This window comes from Nocardiopsis sp. CA-288880 (genome assembly GCF_050955985.1).
Lineage (GTDB): Bacteria > Actinomycetota > Actinomycetes > Streptosporangiales > Streptosporangiaceae > Nocardiopsis > Nocardiopsis tropica.
Genome location: NZ_CP192105.1, coordinates 185,388 through 209,827, shown reverse-complemented (window position 1 = coordinate 209,827; position 24,440 = coordinate 185,388). Strand labels below are relative to the sequence as shown.

Annotated in this window: 23 protein-coding genes and 1 pseudogene; 13 read left to right on the top strand and 11 right to left on the bottom strand. The window is 73.4% G+C overall.

Annotation, left to right across the window (positions count from 1 at the left end):
* The first annotated feature begins 914 nt into the window (after positions 1 to 914).
* The 5 genes from ACQPYD_RS00980 to ACQPYD_RS00960 all read left to right on the top strand — a co-directional run bounded on the left by ACQPYD_RS00980 (position 915) and on the right by ACQPYD_RS00960 (position 6,938).
* A complete protein-coding gene (locus ACQPYD_RS00980) occupies positions 915 to 2,732 on the top strand; it encodes a molybdopterin-dependent oxidoreductase (protein WP_433699359.1) in 1,818 nt (605 codons plus the stop codon).
* Positions 2,733 to 2,808: 76 nt separating this feature from the next.
* Positions 2,809 to 4,554: a molybdopterin-dependent oxidoreductase gene (locus ACQPYD_RS00975; protein WP_433701912.1), complete on the top strand. Its 1,746-nt coding sequence runs from the start codon at positions 2,809 to 2,811 to the stop codon at positions 4,552 to 4,554.
* Between the two features lie 68 nt (positions 4,555 to 4,622).
* A complete protein-coding gene (locus tag ACQPYD_RS00970; RefSeq protein ID WP_433699358.1) occupies positions 4,623 to 5,270 on the top strand; it encodes a fasciclin domain-containing protein in 648 nt (215 codons plus the stop codon).
* Between the two features lie 316 nt (positions 5,271 to 5,586).
* On the top strand, positions 5,587 to 6,201 hold the full coding sequence (gene sigK, locus ACQPYD_RS00965) for an ECF RNA polymerase sigma factor SigK (protein WP_433699357.1): 615 nt from the start codon (positions 5,587 to 5,589) through the stop codon (positions 6,199 to 6,201).
* Positions 6,198 to 6,938, top strand: a complete 741-nt coding sequence (locus ACQPYD_RS00960; protein WP_433699356.1) for an anti-sigma factor — start codon at positions 6,198 to 6,200, stop codon at positions 6,936 to 6,938. The genes sigK and ACQPYD_RS00960 overlap by 4 nt, the downstream gene beginning before the upstream one ends.
* Before the next feature lie 253 nt (positions 6,939 to 7,191).
* On the opposite strand, the gene ACQPYD_RS00955 is transcribed toward ACQPYD_RS00960, so the two are convergent.
* The 4 genes and pseudogenes from ACQPYD_RS00955 to ACQPYD_RS00940 all read right to left on the bottom strand — a co-directional run bounded on the left by ACQPYD_RS00955 (position 7,192) and on the right by ACQPYD_RS00940 (position 10,873).
* A complete protein-coding gene (locus ACQPYD_RS00955; protein ID WP_330156839.1) occupies positions 7,192 to 7,482 on the bottom strand; it encodes a hypothetical protein in 291 nt (96 codons plus the stop codon).
* A 256-nt stretch (positions 7,483 to 7,738) separates the two neighbouring features.
* A complete protein-coding gene (locus tag ACQPYD_RS00950; protein WP_433702206.1) occupies positions 7,739 to 8,122 on the bottom strand; it encodes a hypothetical protein in 384 nt (127 codons plus the stop codon).
* A 70-nt stretch (positions 8,123 to 8,192) separates the two neighbouring features.
* Positions 8,193 to 8,990 (bottom strand): annotated as a pseudogene (locus ACQPYD_RS00945) (MFS transporter); the annotation flags it as partial.
* 584 nt (positions 8,991 to 9,574) lie between these two features.
* The gene (locus ACQPYD_RS00940) at positions 9,575 to 10,873 is read right to left on the bottom strand and encodes an MFS transporter (RefSeq protein WP_433699355.1); all 1,299 of its coding nucleotides are present in this window, start codon (positions 10,871 to 10,873) and stop codon (positions 9,575 to 9,577) included.
* Positions 10,874 to 11,063: 190 nt separating this feature from the next.
* Between ACQPYD_RS00940 and ACQPYD_RS00935 the strand changes: the two genes are divergently transcribed.
* The 3 genes from ACQPYD_RS00935 to ACQPYD_RS00925 all read left to right on the top strand — a co-directional run bounded on the left by ACQPYD_RS00935 (position 11,064) and on the right by ACQPYD_RS00925 (position 14,286).
* Positions 11,064 to 11,546, top strand: a complete 483-nt coding sequence (locus tag ACQPYD_RS00935) for an Lrp/AsnC family transcriptional regulator (RefSeq protein WP_267947515.1) — start codon at positions 11,064 to 11,066, stop codon at positions 11,544 to 11,546.
* Between the two features lie 207 nt (positions 11,547 to 11,753).
* Complete coding sequence (locus ACQPYD_RS00930) at positions 11,754 to 12,638, top strand: amidohydrolase family protein (RefSeq protein WP_433699354.1); 885 nt, start codon at positions 11,754 to 11,756, stop codon at positions 12,636 to 12,638.
* Positions 12,639 to 12,714: 76 nt separating this feature from the next.
* Positions 12,715 to 14,286, top strand: a complete 1,572-nt coding sequence (locus ACQPYD_RS00925; protein WP_433699353.1) for a long-chain-fatty-acid--CoA ligase — start codon at positions 12,715 to 12,717, stop codon at positions 14,284 to 14,286.
* A gap of 77 nt (positions 14,287 to 14,363) precedes the next feature.
* Here the strand turns inward: ACQPYD_RS00925 and ACQPYD_RS00920 are convergent, their stop codons facing one another.
* The 3 genes from ACQPYD_RS00920 to ACQPYD_RS00910 form a co-directional block, all read right to left on the bottom strand.
* Entirely contained in the window at positions 14,364 to 15,152 is a 789-nt protein-coding gene (locus ACQPYD_RS00920) for a VOC family protein (protein ID WP_433699352.1), read from the bottom strand.
* Between the two features lie 67 nt (positions 15,153 to 15,219).
* Entirely contained in the window at positions 15,220 to 16,014 is a 795-nt protein-coding gene (locus ACQPYD_RS00915; protein ID WP_433699351.1) for a VOC family protein, read from the bottom strand.
* A gap of 157 nt (positions 16,015 to 16,171) precedes the next feature.
* On the bottom strand, positions 16,172 to 17,242 hold the full coding sequence (locus tag ACQPYD_RS00910; protein WP_433699350.1) for a sensor histidine kinase: 1,071 nt from the start codon (positions 17,240 to 17,242) through the stop codon (positions 16,172 to 16,174).
* Between the two features lie 339 nt (positions 17,243 to 17,581).
* Between ACQPYD_RS00910 and ACQPYD_RS00905 the strand changes: the two genes are divergently transcribed.
* The 4 genes from ACQPYD_RS00905 (at position 17,582) to ACQPYD_RS00890 (ending at position 20,609) form a co-directional block, all read left to right on the top strand.
* Entirely contained in the window at positions 17,582 to 18,220 is a 639-nt protein-coding gene (locus ACQPYD_RS00905; protein WP_433699349.1) for a response regulator, read from the top strand.
* 126 nt (positions 18,221 to 18,346) lie between these two features.
* Complete coding sequence (locus ACQPYD_RS00900; RefSeq protein WP_267950209.1) at positions 18,347 to 19,060, top strand: ABC transporter ATP-binding protein; 714 nt, start codon at positions 18,347 to 18,349, stop codon at positions 19,058 to 19,060.
* Positions 19,061 to 19,065: 5 nt separating this feature from the next.
* On the top strand, positions 19,066 to 19,860 hold the full coding sequence (locus ACQPYD_RS00895; RefSeq protein ID WP_433699348.1) for an ABC transporter permease: 795 nt from the start codon (positions 19,066 to 19,068) through the stop codon (positions 19,858 to 19,860).
* Positions 19,857 to 20,609, top strand: a complete 753-nt coding sequence (locus ACQPYD_RS00890; protein ID WP_344182531.1) for an ABC transporter — start codon at positions 19,857 to 19,859, stop codon at positions 20,607 to 20,609. The genes ACQPYD_RS00895 and ACQPYD_RS00890 overlap by 4 nt, the downstream gene beginning before the upstream one ends.
* Before the next feature lie 193 nt (positions 20,610 to 20,802).
* Here ACQPYD_RS00890 and ACQPYD_RS00885 read toward each other — a convergent pair whose 3' ends face one another.
* The 3 genes from ACQPYD_RS00885 to ACQPYD_RS00875 all read right to left on the bottom strand — a co-directional run bounded on the left by ACQPYD_RS00885 (position 20,803) and on the right by ACQPYD_RS00875 (position 22,653).
* Complete coding sequence (locus tag ACQPYD_RS00885; protein WP_433699347.1) at positions 20,803 to 21,267, bottom strand: GNAT family N-acetyltransferase; 465 nt, start codon at positions 21,265 to 21,267, stop codon at positions 20,803 to 20,805.
* Between the two features lie 67 nt (positions 21,268 to 21,334).
* Positions 21,335 to 21,586: a Smr/MutS family protein gene (locus ACQPYD_RS00880; RefSeq protein WP_433701910.1), complete on the bottom strand. Its 252-nt coding sequence runs from the start codon at positions 21,584 to 21,586 to the stop codon at positions 21,335 to 21,337.
* A gap of 59 nt (positions 21,587 to 21,645) precedes the next feature.
* Positions 21,646 to 22,653, bottom strand: coding sequence for a hypothetical protein (locus ACQPYD_RS00875; protein ID WP_433699346.1), 1,008 nt, complete (start codon positions 22,651 to 22,653; stop codon positions 21,646 to 21,648).
* 97 nt (positions 22,654 to 22,750) lie between these two features.
* On the opposite strand from ACQPYD_RS00875, the gene ACQPYD_RS00870 reads away from it, so the two are divergent.
* Entirely contained in the window at positions 22,751 to 23,389 is a 639-nt protein-coding gene (locus ACQPYD_RS00870) for a MerR family transcriptional regulator (RefSeq protein WP_433699345.1), read from the top strand.
* A gap of 24 nt (positions 23,390 to 23,413) precedes the next feature.
* Here ACQPYD_RS00870 and ACQPYD_RS00865 read toward each other — a convergent pair whose 3' ends face one another.
* Entirely contained in the window at positions 23,414 to 24,229 is an 816-nt protein-coding gene (locus tag ACQPYD_RS00865; protein ID WP_433699344.1) for a TIGR02452 family protein, read from the bottom strand.
* Positions 24,230 to 24,440: the final 211 nt, after the last annotated feature.

Below are 24,440 nucleotides of genomic sequence, written 5' to 3'. Positions count from 1 at the left end.
ACCTTCCCCCGCAAAGCTCAGAAAACTACAGCGACTGGAGTAGACATGCCCCTTCAGTGCTGCTAGATTTCCTGTCGTAGCCACAGAGATACACGGCTGGACCACCGGATACGCCGGTGGAACGCAGGACGGCCCGACGGTGTGCACGTGCTTCAAGACACCGGGAGCCGGTAGGACAGCAGTACAGAAGTAAGCAGTTCGAGCAGTACGCAGGACCGGCATCCCGCTCACCCAGGGGACGCCGCCGCAGGACGAAGAACGCAGTAGGGCTCGACCGGCGCGCTCAGCGGTACGGCGCCGGGAGCCGGTAGGACAGCAGCACAGAAGTAAGCAGTACGAGCAGTACGCAGGACCGGCATCCCGCTCACCCAGGGGACGCCGCCGCAGGACGAAGAACGCAGTAGGGCTCGACCGGCGCGCTCAGCGGTACGGCGCCGGGAGCCGGTAGGACAGCAGCACAGAAGTAAGCAGTACGAGCAGTACGCAGGACCGGCGTCCTGCCCGTCCAGGGGACGCCGCCGCAGGACGAAGAACGCAGTAGGGCTCGACCGGCGCGCTCAGCGGTACGGCGCCGGGAGCCGGTAGCACCGCAGTGGAAGACAGTGCACGAAGTGAGATCGAGAGGAGTAGGTGCCATCAGGACCGCCCGGCGCGGAACGTTCGCCCGGGTACCGCAAGGCCCGGTTCGGAAGAAGGTGGTCCACGGTCACACAACCGCGATCCCCGCGATCCCGTCCCAGCTCGACTTCGGGCAGCGGAAGACCGGCATCGGCCGGTAGGTGGTATTGAACTCTCGGGCCCCAGCGCCGTTCGGCGCTGGGGCCCTCGACGTGCGTTCAGGAGGAGGCGTCCGGCCCCGCCGTGGACGGCGACGGCTCTGGCGGTGGACCCCCGCGTGGGGGATTCTTGGTGGCATGTCCGCGAAGAGGTCTCCCCGGTCCCCCCGGCCCGCCGATCCCGCCTCCGGCCCGAGCACCGCCGGGGCCGGGGAGGGCACGGCACGGGCGAGACCGTTCCCCGGACGGTGGACGGGACCGGTCGTCGGCCTGCTCGTCGTCGGCGCGGCACTGGGCTCCGCGCAGCTGGCCGCCGCCGCGGTCCGGTCCTCCCCGCCGGTGGTGGCGGTGGGCGACGCCGTCGTGGAACTGAGCCCCGCGTGGCTGGTGGAGACGGCGATCACGCTGTTCGGGACCGCCGACAAGGCCGTGCTCCTCGCGGGGATCGTGGCCGTCCTGGCGGTGTCCGGGGGCGCGCTCGGAACGGTGGCGCTGCGCCGGCCCTCCGTCGGCTTCGCCGGGTTGGCGGCGTTCGCCGCCGCGGGGCTTGCCGCGACGCGGCTGCGCGGGGCCGACGACCCCGGTGCGGCGCTGCCCGTGGTGTGCGCCGCCCTCGCCGGGGCCGCCGCGCTCGCGTTGCTGCTGAGGAGCGCGGGCGGGCCGGGGGGAGCCGCCCCGCCGGCCGGGGCGGACGGGCGCGACGCCTCCGGGAGGGGTCCCGGCGGAACCGGGGATGCGGACGCGGCTCCCGGCACGGCCGCGGGCCCGGTCGCAGACGCGGACGCGGGAACCGCCGGGGCCGGTGAGGGCCGAGGCGCCCGCCGGTCCGCGGGGGACGACGGGTCCGGCGGACCGTCCGCGCCCGCCGTGGGAGACGGGTCGGCGCCGACCGGCGCGGGGCGGCGGTTCGTCCTGACCGCCGCCGGGGTCCTCGCCGCCTCGGGCGCGGCGGGCACGCTCGGCCTCCGGCTCCCGGCCCTCCTCGGCGGTCCCTCCGGGCAGCCCGCCCCGGCCCTGCCCGCCGCCGCCGTCCCGCTGCCCGCGCTGCCCGCCGGAACCGACCTCGGCATCCCCGGCCTGGCCCCGTTCAGCACCCCCGCCGACGGGTTCTACCGCATCGACACCGCCCTCGCCGTCCCCCGGCTCGACGCCTCCCGATGGGTGCTGAGGGTCCACGGGAGGGTGGAGCGGCCGTTCGAGATCGACATGGAAGAACTCCTCGGCCTGCCCCTCGTCGAGGCCGACATCACCCTGTCCTGCGTGTCCAACCCCGTCGGCGGCGACCTCGTCGGCAACACCCGCTGGCTCGGGTACCCCCTCGCGGACCTCCTGCGCCGCGCCGGCGTCCGCGCCGACGCCGACCAGATCCTCAGCACCTCCCACGACGGGTGGACCTGCGGCACGCCCACCGAGACCGTCATGGACGGGCGCGACGCCCTCCTCGCCGTCGGCATGGGCGGCCGTCCGCTCCCTTACGAGCACGGGTTCCCGGCGCGCATGGTCGTGCCCGGCCTCTTCGGCTACGTGAGCGCCACCAAGTGGGTCACCGACATCGAGCTCACCCGGTTCGCCGACAGGCAGGCCTACTGGTCCGACCGCGGGTGGGCGGAGCGGGGACCGGTCAAGACCATGTCCCGGGTGGACGTGCCCGGCGACTTCACGCGGACCGCCGCCGGGGACGTCGTCCTGGCCGGTGTGGCGTGGTCGCAGCACACCGGGATCGACGCCGTCGAGGTCCGCGTGGACGACGGCGAGTGGTGGCCGGCCGAACTGGCCCGCACACCGGGCGCCGACACCTGGGTCCAGTGGGTCGCGGAGACGCGGGTCGGCCCGGGGATGCACGCGGTGGAGGTGCGCGCCACCGACTCCTCCGGGTACACCCAGTCCTCCGACGAGGTGGAGACGATCCCGGACGGGGCCGAGGGGCGGCACCGCATCCGCTTCACCGCGGAGTAGCCCCAGCTCAGGACCCTCTCGAAAAACCTCGGGAAAAAGTTCCCGGCCGACCCATCCGCCCGGCCGCCGGGTCCGAATACCCCACGTGACCACCGAGACACGCGGGACGAGAAACCCGCCACGCGACAGGCGACGGACCGTCGTCGGGACGGTCGTGGGGCTCCTCTCGGTCGGCGCCTCACTGGGCGCCGCCGAGCTGGCCTCCGCGCTGACCCGGACCGCGCCACCGGTGGTCGCTGTCGGCGACGCCGTCGTCGACAACACACCGCCGGCCCTGATGGAGCTGGCGATCTCGCTGTTCGGAACAGCCGACAAAGTCGTACTGCTCTCCGGAATCGCGGTCGTCCTCCTCGGTGTCGGGGCCGTGCTCGGCGTCGTGGCGCTCCGGCGCCCGGCCGTCGGGTACGCGGGGCTGGCGGTGTTCGCGGCGGCGGGGATCGCCGCCGTGCTCCTGCGCCGCGCCGACGAGCCGGGGGCCGCGATCCCCGTACTCGTCGGCGCGGCGGCAGGGGCCTCGGCCCTCGCCCTTCTCCTCCGGAGCGCGCGCGGGTACCTCCGCCCGGCGGTGGAGGCCGCGGCCGCGGCGGACGGGCCGGCAGGAACAGGCCCGCAGGCACCGGCGGGGTCGCGGGGCGTCCCGGACGCGCAGGGCTCGCAGGACGCCCCTGCCCCCGGCGCCCCGCAGGACACCCCGGACGCGCACGGCACCGGGCACGCGCGGGCGGCGCACGCTCCCGAACCGGGACCTGCCCAGGGGCCCGGGAGGCGCGGCTTCGTCCTGACCGCGGCGGGGGTCCTGGCCGCCTCCGGAACGGCCGGCGCCCTGGGCCGCCTGCTGCCGTCCGCCCTCGGCGGCACGGGCGGACGGTCCGCGACCGCCCTCCCCGCCGCCGCCGAACCCCTCGCCCCGCTGCCCTCCGGAACCGACCTCGGTGTGCCGGGCCTGTCGCCCTTCAGCACCCCCGCGGAGGACTTCTACCGGATCGACACCGCCCTCACGGTCCCCCGGGTGGACGCCTCCCGATGGACCCTGCGTGTGCACGGCATGGTCGACCGGCCGTTCGAGATCGACATGGAAGAACTCCTCGGCCTGCCCCTCGTCGAGGCCGACATCACCCTGACCTGCGTGTCCAACCAGGTCGGCGGCGACCTCGCGGGCAACACCCGCTGGCTCGGCCACCCCCTCGCCGCGCTGCTGCGACGCGCCGGCGTCCACGCGGACGCCGACCAGATCCTCAGCACCTCCCAGGACGGGTGGACCTGCGGCACCCCCACGGAGGTCGTCATGGACGGGCGCGACGCCCTCCTCGCCGTCGGCATGGGCGGCGAGGCCCTGACCCCCGTCCACGGGTACCCGGCCCGCATGGTCGTCCCCGGCCTGTACGGGTTCGTCAGCGCCACCAAGTGGGTCACCGACGTCAAGCTCACCCGGTTCGCCGACGAGCAGGCCTACTGGGCACAGCGCGGCTGGGCCGTGCGGGCGCCGATCAAGACCATGTCGCGGGTGGACGTGCCCGCCCCCCTGGGCCGCGTCGGCTCCGGGGAGGTCGTCCTGGCCGGGGTGGCCTGGGCCCAGCACCGGGGGGTCGACGCCGTCGAGGTCCGCGTGGACGACGGCGCGTGGCAGACCGCCGAACTGGCCCGGGTGCCGGGCATCGACACGTGGGTCCAGTGGGTCGCGGAGACCGTCGTCGACCCCGGGCAGCACACCGTCGAGGTCCGCGCCACCGACTCCGCCGACCGCACCCAGCCCCCGGAGCGGGTCGACCCGGTCCCGAACGGCGCCACCGGGTGGCACCGCGTCCGTTTCACCGCCGAGTGACCACGCTTCCGCTGCCCCCGGGCAGCGGTTCGAGACAACCGAAGTTCACCCAGTTGAAGGAGAGAACCATGATCCGCAAGAACGCTCTCACTGCCACCGCAGCCGCCGCCGTCCTCGCCTTCGGCCTGTCGGCCTGCGGCGGGATGGAAGGGGACACGGAGGCCGAGACCCCGGCCGCGGGCGGCGCCGAGGAGAGCCCCGCCACGGAGGAGAACGAGAACTCCGGCGGGATGCAGGAGGCCGGGGAGAACTTCGGCCCCGGCTGTGCCGACGTGCCGGCGGACGGCGACGGCAGCTTCGAGGGCATGGCCCAGGACCCGGTCGCGACGGCCGCGTCCAACAACCCGCTGCTGTCCACCCTCGTGACCGCCGTGGGCGAGGCCGACCTCGTCGACACCCTGAACTCGGCCGAGGACATCACCGTCTTCGCGCCCAGCAACGACGCCTTCGAGAAGATCCCGCAGGAGGACCTGGACGCCCTCCTGGCCGACCAGGAGCAGCTCACCGAGGTCCTGACCTACCACGTGGTCGAGGGACGCCACGCGCCCGCCGACCTGGAGGGCGGCACGTTCACGTCGCTCCAGGGCGGGGACGTCATGACCGCCGGGTCCGGCGAGGACTACACGGTCAACGACGACTCCGCCGTGGTCTGCGGCAACGTCCAGACCTCGAACGCGACCGTCTACATCGTCGACACCGTGCTCATGCCCTCCTAGGGAGTGCTCTCCGGACGCTTCCGCCGGTGTCGGCGAATCCGGCGCCGGCGCGAACGGCCGTCCGGGCGGTCTCCCGCAGGACGGCCTGCGAGGTCCGGACCGGTCGTGCCCCACAGGCGCGGAGGCGCCACGCGAGGAGGCACGGCGGACGCGAGCGCGGAATGATCGGAGAACACGACCCAGGCTCCACGCTCCGGGCACGACGCACCCGGGCGGCCCGCGCGATGACGCCGGGCCGTCCGGGCCCGTGCGTCACACGGCCCCCGGGCAGGAACCGCAGGAGCACGACCGCGCACCGACCAGGAACGAGGAGCGGATGAACGAGGAAGCCACGGCGCCCCGTGGTCCCCGCCGCGTGGAGGGGGCGGCGGCCCCCGCCCCGTCCGACCAGGGGCTCACGCGGCTGCTCCGCGATGTGGCCCGCGGCGACGAGGGCGCGTTCGGCGAGGTGTACGACCTGGTCAGCCCGGCGGTCTACGGTCTGGTGCGACGGGTCCTGAGGGACCCGGCCCAGTCCGAGGAGGTCGCGCAGGAGGTCATGGTGGAGGTGTGGCGCACCGCGTGCCGCTACGACGAGCGTCGGGGGAGCCCCCGCGCGTGGGTGATGACGCTCGCCCACCGGAGGGCCGTGGACCGGGTGCGGTCCGAGCAGGCGGCCACGGACCGGGAGGCGCGCGCGGTGGCGGCCGACACGCACCGCCCCTACGACGAGGTGGCCGAGGAGGCCACCGACCGCCTCGAACGGGAGCGGGTGCGCCGGTGCCTGGACACCCTGACCGAACTCCAGAGCCAGTCCGTGCGCCTGGCCTACTACGGCGGGTACACCTATCGTGAGGTCGCCCGTCTGCTGTCCACGCCGTTGGGCACCGTGAAGACGCGGATGCGCGACGGGCTGATCCGGCTGCGCGACTGCCTGGGGGTGGAGTGGTGAGCAGGAGACTGGGCCAGGACCTGCACACGCTCTCGGGCGCCTATGCCCTCGGCGCGCTGTCGCCGGGCGAGAGCGTCCGGTTCGAGGACCACCTGGCCGACTGCGACTCGTGCGTGCAGGAGGTGCGGGGCTTCGCCGAGACGACGGCCCTGCTGGGTTCCGCCGCGGCGCTCACTCCCCCTGCGGAGCTGCGCCGGCTCGTGCTGGAGGAGGTGGCGAGGACCCGCCAGCTCGCGCCGCCGCCCGAGCCCCTGCCCGAGCCTCGCCGCAAGCGGTGGAACCGGGGCACGGGGCTGGTACTCGCGGCGTGCCTGGCGCTCGTGGTCGCCCTGGGGGCGGTGGCCGTCGACCAGGTCCGCGAGGTGGAGCGCCTGCGCCAGAACGAGCGGCAGATCGCCGCCGTGCTGTCGGACCCGGGCGCCGACCACACCACGGCCGAGCCCATGGAGGGCGTGTCCGTGACCGTCGTGCACTCGGAGGCCAGCGGGCAGCTGGTGTTCAGCGCGCACGGGCTGGAGCGGCTGGAGGACGAGGACTACCAGCTCTGGCTGACCCGCCCGGACGGCACCGTCTCGTCGGCGGGGGTCCTGTCGGTGGACGAGGCCGGGTTCGTGCTGCCGGTGCTGGCGACCCCGGAGGACGGGGCCACCGACGGCGTGGCGGTCACGGTCGAGCCGGAGGGCGGCTCCGAACAGCCGACCTCGGACCCGCTGATGGCGATGCCCTTCGAGGGCTGACGCGGTCGGTGCGTGCCACGGCCACCAGCCGAAGTCCCATCGACAGCGGCCTCGCGCCAGCTGCTTGACATCCATAGGAGCATCCCGGGGCCGGAAGAGCCCCGGGGACCGTTCCGGAGGGCGTCCGGCGGGTGCGCGAAGGGATCGGCCGGGGCTCCCGCGGGGGCGGGGCCCCGGCCGGTCCCCGCCGGCCCCGGTCGGCCCCGGTCGGCCCCGGCCCCCGGGCGCGTCGCGCCCGGGGGCCGGGGCCGTCTCACGGGACGTGGACGCTGAAGGTGGAGAGGCTGTTCTCGAACCGTTCGGTCGCCTGCGGCCCGACCTGTCCGACCACCTCCCCCGAGCAGTCGCGTTCGTAGTGGACGGTGACCGTCTCGTCCGTCAGGTTGGTGACGGTCTTGGCCTCGAACGGCCGGAAGTTGTAGCACCCGCTCGGGTTCTCGAAACTCCTCGGGCCCAGTTCGATCGTGCCCTGGGCCGCGTGGGCCGGGGCGGCGGCGGTCAGGGCGAGTCCGGCGGCGGCGAGGACGGCGGCGATACGTTTCACGGTTACCCCATCACGGAGAGTCACGAATACCTGAGGGTGTAGTACCCCCTGCCCTTGGAGCACGTAACACCCTGAACTCCATATATGGGAAAAACGTGGCGTCGTGCCGACATCCGTCCCGGTCGGTCCACGGCTTCCGGCCCCGGGGCGCGTCCTCGCGGGCCCCGCCCCGGCGCGCTCCGCGGGAGCGGTCCGCGCGGAGGCGGGCCCCGTTCCGCCGCCCGCGCCCGGGGCGGGCGGGGTCAGGCCTGCGCGCTCAGGTCCCGGCCAGCTCCTCCGGGCGCGGCAGGTCCCGCATCACCGGCGAGAGGGTGAACAGCGCTGCGAGCGCCGACAGGCCCGCCATCGCCAGGAACACCCAGGTCGGCCCCGCACGGTCGAAGACGATCCCGATCCCCAGGATGCCGACCGGCTGGGAGACCAGCGCCATGAACATGACCGCCCCCAGCACCCTGCCCTGGTACCCGTCGCCGACCGACGCGGCCACGTAGCCGTAGAACAGGGCGTTCACGCTCGGAACGACGGCGAACACGAGACCCAGCAACACCCCGAGCGACACCGCGTTCGGCGCGACCGCCAGTCCGAGGGCGCACAGCGGAGCCGACCAGGCCGCGACGAGGAAGGCGGAGGAGGGACGCACCCACCTGAGGACAGCGCCGGCGGCGAGGGCGCCGACCAGCCCGCCCGATCCCGCCCGATCCCGCCAGGGACACGGTCAGGCCGATCTGCACGTGGCCCGCGCCCTGCGCCTCCGCCGTCGCGATGAGCGCGAGGAACGCCCCCGACTGCGAGAAGGCCAGGTTGAACCCGACGATCCACAGGATCATCGGGCGCAGGATCGGGTCCGCCGCCAGCAGGGCGAATCCGCCGACCGTGCCGCGCAGGGTCCAGCGCTCGCGCGCCGGAGCGCGGCAGGCCTGCATGGGGCGGCGGATGAACAGCACCAGTGCCGCCGACACCAGGTAGGCGAGGGCCTCCGTCACGAAGGGCAGGGCGCGGCCCAGGCTGAACAGCGATCCGGCGATGGGCGCGCCCAGGGCCGTGGTGGTGGAGAAGCGGATCTGGTTCTGGGCGGCGGCTCCGGACACCTGCGAGGCCGGGACCAGCTGCTTGACGGAGGCCATGGCGACCGGGTTGGAGACGCCCATCATCGCCGAGGAGCCGACCGCGACCGCCACGATGACGGGGAACGTCACCTTCCCCGTGAACAGCAGCAGCGCGAACAGGGCGAGCAGCGCCAGGCGTCCGAGGTCGCAGAACAGCAGGACGACCCTGCGGTCGGCACGGTCCGCGAGCACGCCCCCGGCCACGGCGGCGACCATGGCGGCGGCCACCTGCGCCGACCCGATGACGCCCGCCTGCGTGGCCGAGCCGGCGAGGAAGAGGACGAGGAGCGGGTAGGCGACCTCTCCGCTCTCCTTGCCGAGCCCGGCGAAGAACCGGCTGACCCAGAGCGTCTGGAAGTCGTGGTTGCGGATGAGCGGCCGGACCTCCTCCGCGCCGCCCACCGGGGGGACCGGGCCGGGGGGGCGGGGGTCGGCGATCCCGATCCGCTGTCATCGCGGTCGGGGGACCCGATCGCGGGCCGCTGGGGACGGCCTGTCGAGGGGTGGGCTTGTCATGACGTCATTATGCGCGTCTTGCCCGTATTGGCGAGGTTTGTTGTTTCTGCCCCGCACACCGGCGGACCGACCGGACAACCCCCTCTGCCGACGGCGCGCTCCCGGCTCGCCGGACCTGCGCAAAGGCCTGGCGGCGGCCGCCCCGACCCGTCTCCCACGCCTCTGACCGGGACCGATCGCCCGGGCCACCCGGTTCCGGCCCTCCGGGGACGCGGTCCGGACGGGACCGGCGGGAGGCCGGGACCCCGGACGCGACCGGGGGAGCAGCGGCCGGACCCGGCCATCCGGTGCACGTGCACCGGATGGCCGGGTCCGGCCAACCGGTCCTTTCCCGGCTCGGGGCCGCCCGACGGCGCGGACCGCGGGCCCGGGTACCGCCGGGGAACGCCAGGTCCTCCAGGGCGGTGGGCCGTCCTTCCCCACACCACCCTCCCGGCTCCCCCGGCGGCGCCCCGGCCCCCGGGCGGCGGTCAGCCGGGACGGCCCCCGGCCGCGGCCGCCTCGATGGTCCACGGCGTGCGCTCGACGTAGGCGACGACGAACGCCACCGCCAGCGACCCGCCGGCGACCAGTGCGTACGAGGCGGCCCAGCCCCCGGTCAGCTCACGCAGCAGCCCGAACAGCAGAGGGCCTCCCAGGGCGATCCCGCTGCCCGCGCCCTGCACGAACCCGGACAGGGCCGCCGAGCCCCGCGCGGTGGTGCTGCGCGCGTTGATCATCGTCATGGTCACCACGAACAGGCTGGTGCCCAGCCCCAGGCAGACCACCCACAGCGGCGCCAGCTGCGGTGCCGCCGCCACCCCCAGGTAGCCGACCGCGTAGCCGGTGAGGCCGAGTGCCACGATCGGGAAGGTGTTCACGGCACGCAGGGTGAGGGTCGGCGCGACCAGCCCGAACAGCAGGCTGGAGCCCACCATCAGGGACACCATGGCCCCGGCCGCGGCCGGGGAGTGGCCCGCGCCGGTCAGCAGCGCGGGCAGCCAGGTGAACAGGGTGAAGACGTTCCAGGTGACCATGCCGAACAGCAGGGCCATCCGCCAGGCCGTGCCGACGCGCCAGATCGGGCGGGCCGGTCCGGCGCCGGAAGAGCCCTCCGGCCCCGCGCCGTCGGCCGGGGCGGCGCCCGAACGGGACCCGGAGGCGGCGAGGGCCGGGGCGTCCCGGCGCACCCGGCGCCCCTGGAGCGCCCACAGCAGGGCGGCCGCCAGGGCGAGCACCGACCAGGCGCCCAGGGCGAAGCGCCAGCCCGTCGCCTCGGCGAGGGGGACGGCGACCAGCGGGGGGAACAGGGCTCCCGCGTGGATGGCGACCATCTGGACCGTGCTCAGGGCCGCCAGGCGGTCGGGGAAGTACTGCTTGATCAGCGGCGGGAGCACGACGTTGCCCAGCGCCGCGCCGGTGAGGGCGATGCCGGTGAGGACCAGCAGGGTCCCGGTGTCGGGGGCGAAGGAGCGCACGACCTGCCCCGCCCCGGTCAGGAGCATGCTCAGAGCGGCGGTGGCCTCCGGCCCCAGCCGGCGCATGATCGCGGGCGTGACCAGACCGAACACCGCGAAGGCGATCAGGGGCAGGGTGCCGAACACGCCGACGACGACGGCGGTGAACCCGAACTCCTCCCCCACCGTGGCGAGCAGGGGGGACAGCGAGGTGACCACCAGGCGCAGGTTGAGCGCCGCGCAGACGATCGCGAGGAGGGCCAGGGCACGGCCACGGGTCCGCGGGCGGGCCGACGGTCGGTCGGCGGCTGCCGGGGCAGGGGAAGGTCTCACGGTACGGACGTCCCTCGTGTTCTGCGGTGGCGCGTCCTCGCGCCAGAGCTGGGCCGAACGGCGGGGCGACGGTGCCTGCTCCGGAAGGATCACTTCCTCGGCGAGCCAAATACGACCATTTCTCTCAAATGTTAATCATAGAGCGGGGCCATACACAACATTCCGTATTTAATACGGCTACAATGCGCCCATGCCTGATCTTGACGAACTTGATACGGCGATTCTGGCCGAACTCCAGTCAGACGCACGAAAAACCAACCGGGACGTGGCCGCCGCGGTCGGCGCATCGCCCACGACGACCCTCGACCGGACCCGCGCGCTGCGGGAGAAGGGTGTGATTCGCGGCTCGATCCTGGACGTGGACCTGGAGAAGATCGGCCGCCCGGTGCAGGCGCTCATCACCGTGAGCGTCGTGAAGCCCTCGCGCCACAACATCGAGGCCTTCCGGGACTGGGTCCGCTCCCTGCCGGACACCCTGTCCGTGTTCGTCACCTCGGGCAGCGAGGACTTCCTGGTCCACGTGGCCCTGCCGGACAACAACAGCCTGTACGCGTTCGTCGTCGACAAGCTGACGGAGAGACCCGAGGTCGCGGACGTGCGAGCCTCGATCGTCTACGAGCACCTGCGCAACGACCGCATCGCGCCGACCACGGCGCGCACCCGGCGGCGCTGACCCGGACGCACCGGCCGGGCCCTCCGCCTTCCCGGGAGGGCTCCGCCGGAACGGCGCGCCGAGGGTTCACGGCCCACGTCCCGGGGCGGCGCCCGCGGCCCCGGCGCCCGGGCGCGGCCCTCCGGTCCTCCGCCTGGCGCGGGCGACCCGGAGTTCCCCGCAGGGCCAGCACGAACAGCGGGGGAACGCCCACGTATCGTGTCAGGTGTGACACGAGTCTCATCCGACCCCGCGCCCGGGTCCGCCGACGTCCACACGGTCTGGCGGGACCTGGGCCTCCCGGGGCTCATCGACGTCCACACGCACTTCATGCCGCACAACGTGCTGCGCAAGGTGCGGAACCACTTCGACGCCCTCGGAGACCAGTGGCCCCTCGCCTACCGGGGGGACGAGCACGAGTGCCTCGCCCTGCTCAGGGGGTTCGGCGTCCGGCACTTCACGGCGCTCTCGTACCCGCACCGGCCGGACATGGCCGTGTGGCTCAACGACTGGGCGGGCGGCTTCGCCGACGACAACCCCGACTGCCTGCGCAGCGCCACCTTCTACCCCGAGCCCGGCGCCGGCGACTACGTGGCCGCCGCCGTCGAGGCCGGCGTCCTCGTGTTCAAGGCCCACCTCCAGGTCGGCGGCTACGACCCGCGCGACCCCCTGCTCTCCGACGTCTGGGGGAACCTCGCCGACGCCGGGACGCCCGTGGTGGTCCACTGCGGTTCCGGCCCCGAGCCGGGCCGCTTCACCGGGCCGGGACCCTTCTCCGAGGTCCTGAGCGCCCACCCCCGGCTGACCGCCGTCATCGCGCACGCCGGGGCGCCGGAGTACGTCGAGTTCCTGGACCTCGCCGAGAGGTACGGCCGCGTCCACCTGGACACCACGATGGTGTTCACCGACTTCGCCGAGGCCCGGGCGCCGTTCCCCTCCGACGCCCTCCCCCGCCTGGCGGACCTGGGCGGGCGCGTCCTGCTGGGCACCGACTTCCCGAACATCCCCTACCCCTACGCCGAGCAGCTCCACGCCCTGACCCGCCTCGGCCTGGGCCCGGACTGGCTGCGGGCCGTCCTCCACGGCAACGCGGCACGGCTGTTCGGACTGTGACCGCCCCAAGCCGGGAACCGCCGCGGACACGGGCCCGCCGCGGACACGGACCGGCCCAGCACAGAAGGAAGGCACCATGGAACTCGCACTGACCCCCCTGGAGTTCGCGCGCCGGACGCGCAGACTGCACCCGGACCGCGAGGCGGTCGTCGACCGGGGCCTCCGGCTGACCTACGAGGAGTTCTTCGACCGGTGCGACCGGTGGTCGTCGGTCCTCCAGGGCATGGGGGTGGCCAAGGGCGACCGGGTCGCGTACATCTCCCCCAACACCCACGCGCAGCTGGAGTCCTTCTACGCGGTGCCGCAGCTCGGCGCGGTCCTGGTACCGGTGAACTTCCGCCTGTCCGCCGACGACTTCGCCTACATCGTCAACCACTCCGGGGCGAAGGTCCTGTGCGTGCACGCCGACCAGCTCGACACCGTCGACGCCGTCCGCGACCGGCTTCCGGACGTGGAGCGGTTCGTGGCGCTGGAGGGGGCCCGGCCCGGCTGGGAGGACTACGAGGCCCTGGTCGCGGAGGCCTCCCCCGAGTTCGCGCGCCCGGTCGTCGAGGAGACCGACCTCCTGACCGTCAACTACACGAGCGGGACCACCGCGCGCCCCAAGGGCGTGATGATCACCCACCGCAACGCGTACATGAACTCGGTGGGCACCCTGCTCCACCTGCGGATGGACGTCGGCGACCGGTACCTGTGGACCCTGCCGATGTTCCACGCGAACGGCTGGACCTACACGTGGACGGTGACGGCCGCGTCCGCCACCCACGTGTGCCTGCCCGCGATGGACCCGGCCACCGTGTACGACCTGATCCGCGACGAGGGCGTCACCTGGCTGTGCGCGGCGCCCACCGTGCTGATCATGCTGGCCAACACCCCGGAGGGGGTGCGCGGCGAGGTCCCGCCCGGCGTGCGCGTGGTCACCGCCGGGGCCTCCCCGGCCGCCGACACGATCGAGCGCCTGGAGGACGGTTTCGACTGGACCGTCACCCACGTCTACGGGCTGACGGAGACCGCTCCGTTCATCACCGTGTGCGAGCCCCGGCCGGAGCACGGGGGGCTGTCCGCTCGCGACCGCGCCGCCGTCAAGGCCCGTCAGGGGGTCGAGCTGCTCACCTCCGGCGAGCTGCGCGTGGTGGACACCGCCGGCCGGGAGGTCCCCTGGGACGGTACGACCGTCGGGGAGATCACCGTGCGCGGGAACGTGGTCATGAAGGGCTACTACGACGACCCCGAGGCCACCGAGGCGGCCATGGGCGACGGCTGGTTCCACACCGGGGACGCCGCGGTGACCCACCCCGACGGGTACGTGGAGATCCAGGACCGGATCAAGGACGTCATCATCTCCGGCGGCGAGAACATCTCGTCCGTCGAGGTGGAAGGGGTCCTCCTGCGGCACCCGGCGGTGCTGGAGGCCGCGGTCGTCGGGGTGCCGCACGAGCGCTGGGGCGAGACGCCGAGGGCGTCCGTGGTGCTGCGCGAGGGCGCCGAGGCCACGGAGAAGGAGCTGATCGGCTTCGCCCGCGACAACCTGGCCCACTTCAAGGCGCCCACGCAGGTGGAGTTCCTCGACCAGCTCCCCAAGACCGCCACGGGCAAGATCCGGAAGTTCGTCCTGCGCGGCGGAGCGTCCGCCGTGTCACGGCAGTAGGCGGCGGGGCGGGCCCGGCGTCCCCCGTCCGGCCCGCGCGGGCCGGACGGCGGGCCGGTCCGGCGCGCGGGGGCGGCTCACGCCGACGGGCCGAGGACCATGAACCCGGCGCCGAAGGGGTCCGCGCAGTTCGCGACCCGCCCCACGCCCGGTGAGTCCTCCGGCTCCGTGTACACCTGTCCGCCCGCGTCGGCCGCCCGTTCCGCGGCGGCGTCGCAGTCGTCCACACGGAACACGGGGATCCAGAGCGCGGTGCCCGCGTCGTCGGACAGCCGGGACCTGTCGACGGGCAGGATCCCGCCGTGGGCGGCCTCCTCCCCCGTCCCCTCCGGCCCGACGAGCGTGTACTCATGGGCCCCGGCCAGGGCGAAGGAGTGGAAGGACCATCCGAAGAGCCCGCCGTAGAAGGAGCGCGCCCCCGACCCGTCCGGCGACCACAGTTCGAGCCAGCACAGGGAGCCAGGGCGGTCCGCGACGTCGAACCCGGCGAACCTCCCCTCCTGCCAGACGGCGAAGTGCCCGCCCCGTGGATCCAGGAAGTGGGCCATCCGCCCGAGACCCATGACGTCCAGCGGCTCGACGAGCACGGTGCCGCCCAGCCCGCGCACCGCCCTGGCGGCGGCCCCCGCGTCCGGGACGGAGAAGTAGGCGGTCCACGCGGGCTGCTCGCCCTCCTCCATCAGCGGGCCGAGCCCGCCGACGTCCTCCCCGTCCAGGCGGGCGAACCGGTAACCGCCCGTGTGCGGTCCCGCCGAGGTGTCGGTCCACCCGAACATCCGCCCGTAGAAGGCGGCGGCCGCGTCGACGTCCGGTGCGCCCAGCTCCAGCCAGCAGGGGGCGCCCGGTGCGAAGTCGGTGGTGATCATGGCAGTGGCCTCCGTGTTCCTTGCGGCCGCGGCCCCCGCCGGGGCCCGGCCCCGAACGGGCTCGGGTTCACATCGGCGAGGGCGCGAGCAGGACGAACCCCGCGCCGAACACGTCGGCGCACAGGGCGAGCCGCCCCACCCCCGGTGTGCTCTCCGGCCCCATGTACACCCGGCCGCCCGCCGATCGGACCCTCTCCACGGCCGCGTCGCAGTTCTCGACCGCGAACACCGGGTGCCAGTCCGCCGCGCCCCCGGTGGCGGCCAGCTGAGCGGGATCGACCGGCATGATCCCGCCGTGCGCCCGGCCCCGCCCCTGCCCGGCGGGGGTGACGATCGTGTACGTCCCGGCCTCCCCCGGCAGGGAGAAGCCGGTGTAGGACCACTTGAAGAGCTCGGCGTAGAAATCCCGCGCACCGTCGACGTCGGGGGTCCACAGCTCGACCCAGCACAGCGTCCCGGGGCGGTCGGCGGCCTCCATCCCCCGGAAGGCCTTGGCCTGCCAGAGCCCGGCGTAACCGCCCCGGGGGTCGGTGAACTCCGCCATGCGCCCGCGGTGGAGGACGTCGAACGGCTCCACCACGAGGGTTCCGCCGAGGTGCTCCACCGTGAGGACCGTGTCGTCGACGTCGGGGTCGGCGAAGTAGACCGTCCAGGCGGGCCTCTCGCTCTCGCCCATGAACGGCACGAGTCCGGCCACGGCGGCGCCGTCCAGGAGCAGGTACCGGTACCCGGCGCTGTCGGGGCCTCCCTCGACCGCCTGCCAGCCGAACAGCTCCCGGTAGAACGCGGCCGAGGCCTCGACGTCGGGCGAGGACAGGTCGGTCCAGCAGGGTGAACCGGGCAGGAAGTCGGTGGTGATCATCGAAACCCCTTCTCCGTCGGACGCACACCACTTCCGAGTGTGACGCGGCCGACCGGCCCGTCGGGGATCGGGGCGGCAAAGACTCTCACAACTCACCTTGGCGGGGCGGGCGGCTCCGGGACGCGGCGGGGCGGGCGGGGCACGGGCGAGGACGCGTTCAGCGCCGCGCCTCCAGCGGGAGCTCCGCCAGGACGCGCGTCCCTCCGCTCAGACGCCCGGTCACCGTCAGACGCCCTCCGACGGATTCGACCCGTTCGCGCATCCCGGCGATCCCCGAGCCCGCGCTCCCGCCGGCCCGGATCCCGACGCCGTCGTCGTCGACCCGGACGACGAGCTCGCCCCCGACCGGCGCCAGCACGAGCTCGCACCGTTCGGCCGCCGCGTGCCGAACGATGTTGCTCAGCGCCTCCTGCACGACCCGGGTGGCGACGAAGGCGGCTTCCCCTCCGTGTTCCGGGAGGTCGATGTGGGCATCCACCTCCAGGCCGCTCACCGTCGCCGCCGCGACCAGCTCACGGAGCGCGGCGGCATGGTTCCCGCCGCCGCCGCCGAGCGGAGCACGGTCACGCCGGCGCAGCGCCCGCACCAGGTCCTGCACCTGGACCAGGGCCGAACGCGACCGGTGCTCGATGTCCTCCAGCGCCTCGAGGAGCTCCTCCCGCTCCGAGGACGACACGGCCCGCGCGACGGCGGCTTCGGCGCTGATGGTGCTCAGCGCGTGGCCCACGACGTCGTGGACCTCGCGGGCCATGGCGGCCTCCCTCCGGACGTGCTCGAACTCGGCCTGCTGGCGTTCGGCACGACGCACCGCACCGAGCCGCTCCGCCTCGGCTCGTCCGAGGAGCCAGGCCACACCGATCGCGCCGAGGCCGAACACGACCCCCTGCATCGCGTCCTGTGCCGATGAGCTGACCCCCAGCACGAGGGACACCAGGACGAGGACCCCCAGGACGACGGAGCCGACGTCGCGTTCCCGGGACCCGCCCCGCAGCGCCAGGGGGTACAGGCACCAGGCCGCCCCCACCATGGGATCGGTGGTGGCGGAGAGCAGCCATCCCACCGCCGTGGAGGCCAGCGCCACGGACACCGCGGCAGCCGGGAACCTCCACCGGAGCAGCACGGCGCCGCCCACGAGCAGCGCGAGGCAGGAGCCGAGCAGCCGGTCCCCTCCCGGGGCTAGGCCGAGCACCGGGGGGATCCAGAAGACCAGCACGACGGCCGCGGACACGGCGGCGTCCACTAGCCGTGAGGCGGCGGAGCGCCGACCCGACGCCTCCCGAGCATCTCTCAACATGCGTCGATCCCACCACAGCGGCCCGCACCGCCGGCCACGGTGCCCCGTCCTCGCACCCGCCGTCGGCGGGAGCCCCGTACTGCTGCCGGAAGGGGCGTCCTCACCCCGGCCGCGAGTTGTACCATGAGCCGCGAAGCACCGGTTCCTCTCGGGGCACGCGGAGAAGACATGAGCTCACAGGTGCACGAACCCTCCCCTCCCGCTCGGGAGGACATCGCCTGTGCCGACGCGGCCGGGGGATCGGCGCACCCAGGGTCCTCCATAAGAGTCTTCATGGCGGACGACGACGAGGGGTTCCTGCGCGTCTACAGGAGATTCTTCGCGAAGATCCCCGATATCGACCTGGTCGGCACGGCCGACACGGGGAGGGGGATGGCGAAGCGGCTGGCCGATTCGGAGCCGGACGTCCTGCTGCTCGACATCGAGATGCCGGGGTGGAGCGGCATCGACGTCGTCCGCGATTTGCGACGGAATTCGCTTTCGACGAGAACCGTGATGCTCACTTCGTTCGACCACGACGAATACGTTCACGAGGCCCTGCGATTCGGCGCTTCCGGCTTCCTCCTGAAGAGCGCTTCGCCCGTCCGGATACTGAGCGCGATCAGAGCCGTCCACGCGGGACACGCGTCCTTGGCGCTGGACGTGACGTCGCGGTTGTTCGGTCGCCTCTCCGCCGGGGGCGGCGCCGCCCCGGCCGGACCGCCTGACGGCGGACACCCGTCCTTCACCGAGCAACAGATCAAGATCTGCCGTCTCCTGGCAGCCGGCCACAGGAGCCAGGACATCGCAGCAGAACTCCATCTGAGCAACGAGACCGTGCGTACCTACCTTCGGCGCATGTTCGAGAAGTTCGGCGCCAAGAACCGGACCCACCTCGTCGTCCTGGCCTACGAGGCGGGCGTCCTCGGCTGAGGCCGGACCCCGCCCGGACGGACCGGGGCCGCCAGGTGTCCACTTTCGGGTGTCAGCGCGGCGGGGCCCGGCGTGTGAAGCTCGATGCGCACGGAGGAGGCGGTCGACACAAGGGGTCTGGTGCCGGTGATCGAAGTCAAGGACGTTTCGAAGAAGTACGGTCCCAAGGTGGCCGTCGACCGGGTGAGCTTCAGCGCCGCCCCCGGACGGGTCACCGGTTTCCTCGGCCCGAACGGGGCCGGGAAGTCGAGTACGCTCCGCGTTCTCCTCGGGATCGACCGGGCCACCTCCGGCACGGCGCTCATCGAGGGCCGGCCGTACACATCGCTACGGCAGCCCCTGAGGACAGTCGGTGCGATGCTCGACGGCGCCTCGGCCGTGCCGGAACGCCGGGGAGTCGACCACCTTCGCTGGATCGCCCAGTCCAACCGCATACCGTCCCGGCGGATCTCCGAGGTCCTGGAGACGGTCGGCCTCTCCGAAGCGGCGAAGGTGCGGGTGGGCAAGTACTCCCTGGGCATGAAACAGAGGCTGGGTCTGGCCGCGGCCCTGCTCGGAGAGCCGCGGATCCTCGTCCTCGACGAGCCGGTCAACGGCCTCGACCCCGAAGGCATCCGGACCATCCGTACCTTCCTGCGACGGTATGCCGACCAGGGCAACACCGTGTTGCTGTCCAGCCACCTCATGGGCGAGACCGCGGAGACGGTCGACGACATCGTGATCATCGACAAGGGCCGCATCATCGCGAACGGCTCCCTGAGCGAGATCACCGAGGGGCACGCCTCCCTCGAAGACGCGTTCTTCTCGTTGACGGGCAGCCAGCCCGGGCAGAGTTGGTGATCGGCGTGCTGAGCGTCGTCCGATCCGAGTTGACGAAGGTCCTGACCCTCCCGAGCGTCTGGGTGATCACGGGCGTCATCCTCGCCCTCAACGTCTTCTTCCAGTACCAGACTCTCGGATTCAACATCGACACCGTCGCGAACGTGCGGCCCGACGGTATGTCCGAGGTCGATGGAAGGGCCGTTCACGCCGAGACGGAACTCCGGCAGACGCTCGGTGTCAGCGTCTTCAATCCGGGCCTCCTCTTCCCGATCCTCGGCGCGGTGCTCGCGGGTACGGAGTTCCGGGCGGGGCAGCTCGGCCTGAGCTTGGTCGCCGTTCCCCACCGCCTCCGCCTGGTCCTGGGCAAGCTCTCGGCCATGACGGCCTACGCGCTCGTGCTCGGGCTCGTGTGCATCGCCATGGCCAACGCCTTCATGTACATCGCTGTCCGGAACTGGAACCCCGGCATGCTGTGGAGCACGGACATGCTGGCGGCCGAGGCCGCCCTGCTCCTCTTCACCGTGACGTTCACCCTGATCGGCGCCGGGATCACCCTCATCACCCGGCGCACTCTGACCGGGATCATCGCGACGGTGATCCTGGTCATGCTGACCATGGCCCAGGTGGTCGCGATGGTTTCGCCCGCCGTGGACGCGTTCCTGCCCCTGAGCGCGGCGCGCAACCTTCTGCTGCAGGGACGGGACGCGGGCGCGCCGCTGACCGGCAGCGCCGGGCACGGCGCGGCAGTCCTGGCCGGTTGGGCGCTCGTCACCTCTGTCGTCGCGACGCTCGCCGTCAAGCGGAGGGACGCAAGGTGAACACGAGGACCGAGCCGCCCGTGATCCGTCGACGCGACGTCACCGCCGCAGAGATCACCAAGATCATCACGAACCCGGTCGGCATCACCATGCTCGCCGTCACCCTGGCCGCGAACACGCTCCTGGCGGTGATCGAGGCGTCGGGGGTCACCTTCTACACCGGAGGCTCCCAAGGGCCCTCGACGCTGTCCTCCTTCGGCACTCTCATGCTCGCCCCGGTGTACGCGTTCCTGGTCCTGCCCGTGCACGCCGCGGCGAGCGAATACCGCGGAGGCCAGCTTCGCATGAGCCTCACCGCGACCCCGGACCGCCGCGCCCTGGTGCTCGGGAAGCTGGGAGCGATGGTCACCACCGTGCTCACCGCGGCGGTCGTCGTGCTCGCCCCCGCGCGACTGCTCATCGGGGTCTCGGCCGGGTCGGGGGCGGGAGAGCTTCTCCTCGACCTCGGACGGTGGATCGCGGTGTACGCGTTCATGTCGGTGATCGCCTTCGGCCTCGCCGGCCTCCTCCGCAGCACGATCACGCCCCTGGGGATCCTGATCACCCTCCCCCTGGTCGTCGCCACCGGCGTCCTGCAGTGGCCGGAAGCGCTCAGGCTCCTGCCCGACCAGGCCGGCCTGAGCCTGATCGGAGCCCCCGCCTACGACGTGCATGAGCTTCCACCCGGAATCGCCGCGCTGACCCTCGCGGTCTGGGCTCTCGTGGCCCTCGCCGTGTACGCGGTCTTCCTGGTGCGCCGCGACGCCTGAACCGTTCGGACGAGAACTCCCCGGCGCCCCCCGCCGGGAGGCCCGAGACCCCTCGGCGGCCCGTAGATGCCCGTCCACGGGCCGGGGCATCGCACGGCTGGGTTGCGCTCCGACCGCCCCGGGCCAGCGCCTGAAGTGGACGCACAGGCGGCCGGGACACTTGTGAAGCCGCACTGCGGGACCTCGGAGGCACTCAGACCTGGCCGGGGAGGGCGACGTGGACGCGGTGGGGACCGTTGTAGTGCCGGCCCTCACCGACGGGGAGGAAGCCCAGACGGGCGGCCAGGCGCAGGCTGGACGCGTTGTCGACGTGGATCAGCGCCCAGATCGAGTGCAGCACCAGCTCGTCGAGGCCGTGGCGGAGCAGGGTGCGGGCCGCCTCGGTCGCCAGCCCCTTCCCACCGTGGCGAACGGCCAGGTACCAGCCGATCTCCGGCAGCCCGCCGGGCAGTTCCCCCGAGGGTCGCAGATGGGCGAGGCCGACCAGGTCGCCGCCGAGCAGCACGGCCCAGTGCCCCAGCTCCGGCGGCCCGTCGTAGGCCAGCCTGCTGTCGACCATCCGGCGGGCCAGGGCCGGGTCGGAGAGGTCCGCCCCCGACAGCGAACTCATGGCGGGGTCGGCGAACAGGTCCACCACGCCGTCGGCATGCCGTTCCACGAGGGGTTCCAGGACCAACCGGTCGCTGAACAAACGCTGCTGCCGCCCACCCATCGGACCCCCCGCGTCAGCGCTTGAAGTGGACGAACAGGCGGCCGAAGTTCTTGGAGTCCTTCTCGACCCGGTGGTAGCGGGCCTTGACGTCCTTGCGGTCGAGGTAGCGCAGCACCCGCTTCTTCAGCTGCCCCGACCCCTTGCCGGGGATGATCTCCACGGTTCTGGCCCCGGTGCGCTCGGCCTCGTCCATGATGTCGCCGAGGGCCTTGTCGATGTCGCGGCCCTTGTTGAAGATGTCGTGCAGGTCGAGCTTGAGCCGCACCGTGCCTCCTCCGCGTCCGGTCACACGGATGATACGGGCCGACCGGACGCGGAGGCCGCTCAGGCCCGCCCGGTCGCCCCGTTCCGCTCGCGGCCGCTCCCGCCCCCGCGTCTGCGCAGCGCCCACCACAGGCCCGCCGCGGTCGCCGCGGCCAGCAGTGCTGCGGCCAGGAGGGTGACGGCGTCCGGGCGCACGACCGACTGGCCCCGCAGCGCCTGCCAGGCGGTCAGGACCAGGAGCGCCGCGTGGGCCGATCCGACCACGGCGACCACGCGCAGCCGCACGGCGTCCGGCTCCAGCCGCGGGTGGCGACGGCCCAGCGCCACCAGGAGCAGGGCGAGCAGGACGAGCGCCTGGAGCCCGTGGATGCCGACGAAGTGGGCGACCCGCAGGTCCCCGGCGACCGTGCTCCAGCCCACGACCGGCAGCCCCGGCCCGCCGTCCGCCACGCCGACGGTGTGCGCCCCGATCACGTCCCCCGGTCCGCCGTTCTCCAGGGCGACCATCTGCTGGTCGGACGGGACGGTCATGAAGAAGGCCGCGGCCATTCCGGCGAGGGCGATCCCCGTGCCGATCCGCACCGCCCAGGTGGTGGAGCGCTCGCCGACGCGCTGCACGAGCAGCAGGACGCCGATCCCGAGGTTGGCGGTCCACGCGGTGACGATCATGGCGGCCATGGCGTTGTAGACGGCCGTGTCGAACGGGGTCGCGTAGTTGTAGTGGCTGAGCTCGCCCCGCCAGGCCTGGAGCCCGATAGCGGCCAGCTCGCCGAGGACCATGGCGGAGAAGAGCGTCCCGAGCCACCACCCGGTGCGCCGCCACCGCACGAGCAGCGAGAGCAGCCACGCCAGGGTGACGTTGTAGACCGCGATCGACAGGGCGAACTTGGCCGGCTTGAGCCAGATCGGGCGGCCGACGAGGGTGCGGTCGTCCACCGCGAGGCCGACGAGGGCCGCCGCCAGGACGACCGCGCACAGGGCGGCGGTCGCCATGAGGGGGCGGTGCCAGGCCGGAGCGGTCCGCGGTAACGCGCCGGGGGCGGGGCGGGGGGTGGTCGGGAGGTTCACGCTTCTCCTTTTTGGATACTTCCACTATCCATTATGGATACCTTTACTATCCATGACGTATCGGGACGCGGCAAGGGAAAGAAGCGAGGATGGGCCCATGCGTATCGGCGATCTGAGTGAGCGGTCCGGAACCCCCGTGCCGACGATCAAGTACTACCTCCGCGAAGGGCTCCTGCCCCGGGGCGAGCGCACCGGCCCCAACCAGGCGAGCTACGGGGAAGGGCACCTCCACCGGCTGCGCCTGGTCCGCGCCCTGACCGACGTGGGCGGCCTGCCCATCGCCACCACCCGCGAGGTCCTCGCCCGCGTCGACTCCCCCGAGCCGCCGATCACCCACGAACTCCTCGGCCACGCCATGCACGTGCTCCCACCCGCCACGAAGGGCGTCGCCGCCGCCGACGAGGAGGACCACGGCCGGGTGCGGGCCCTGTTCGAGCGGCGCGGCTGGCACGTCCACCCCGAGAACCGCGCCGCCGCCGACCTGGCCGAGGTGGTCTCCACCTACCGCCGCGCAGGGCGCCCCCTCGACGACGAGGCCCTCGACGGCTACGCCGCCACCATGGAGCAGGCGGCCCGGGTGGACCTCGACGTCATCGGCCGGGTCACGGGCACCGACGAGATCCTGGAGAGCGCCGTCGTGTACTCGGTGCTCGGCGACACCCTCATGGCCGTCCTGCGCAGGCTCGCGCAGGCCGACGAGTCCGCCCGCCGGGCCGGCGTGGTGCCCGGGGACTGACGCGGACCCGCGCCGGACGCGGGGTCACAGCGCCCCCGCGAAGGCCTCCCGCACCGTGTCGTCGCGGTCCAGGACCGCGAACACCACGTGCTCGAACACCCCCGTGAACCCGCCGCCCGGCCTCAGGTGCCCCGCGAAGGCCGCCGCCACCTCCGACGGGTGGTTGCCGAACACGCCGCACCCCCACGCCCCGAGCACCAGCCGGTCGACCCCCTGCTCGGCCGCGACGGCGAGCACGCCGCGCGCCCGCGCGGCCAGGACGCCGGGGATGGGGTCGGCGGGTTCGACCCGGTTGCGCTCGATCATCCGCCGGTTCGGCGCGGCGCAGGTGAGAAAGGAGACCAGCAGGGGCTCCGGCAGCCATCCTCCCCCGTCGTCGCGGTACACCGGCACGCCGGGCGACCAGATCACCCTGTCCGTGTAGAGCAGGCTCACGTGCTCCCGGTGGTGGTCGTAGTACTCCGGACACAGCACCAGGGAGGCGAACAGGGCGCTCGACCTGGCCAGGCTCTCCTCCTGCGCACGCGCGCCGTTGGCGACGCCGCCGCCGGGCCTGCGGGCGGACGCGAAGTTCAGCGCCGCCACATGGGGCCGCCCCGGCCCGGACGCCAGGCGCCCGGCCGCGGCGAGCGTGCTCTCCCGGGTGACCTCGAGGCGGGTCGTGCGCCGCGCCCCCGGCCCGGACGGCGCCTCCGGCTCGCCCGGCAGGTAGAGCCGCGTGCCCGCCCGCATCGCGGCCAGGTCCCCCGACAGGTCCACCAGCCGTTCCCCGACCCGGTAGTGCCCCTGCTCGAAGGCGTCGCGGGTCTCCCGCCACACGGCACGCAACCTCTGGGACACGGGGCCCTCCTCCTGTGGTCCACGGCGCGGGCCCGGCCCGCGGTCCCGGGAGTCGGCCGGCCCGGTCACGGGCGCCCGAGCCGAACCCCGGTCCGGACCGTCTCCCGCCCGGACCACGCAAACTACTCCCCCGGGCCCGGACGTCCAAGGAGGTTTCCGCATCCGGACAGCCCCGGAAACCCCTGGCCCGCGACGGCGCGCACACGGGATC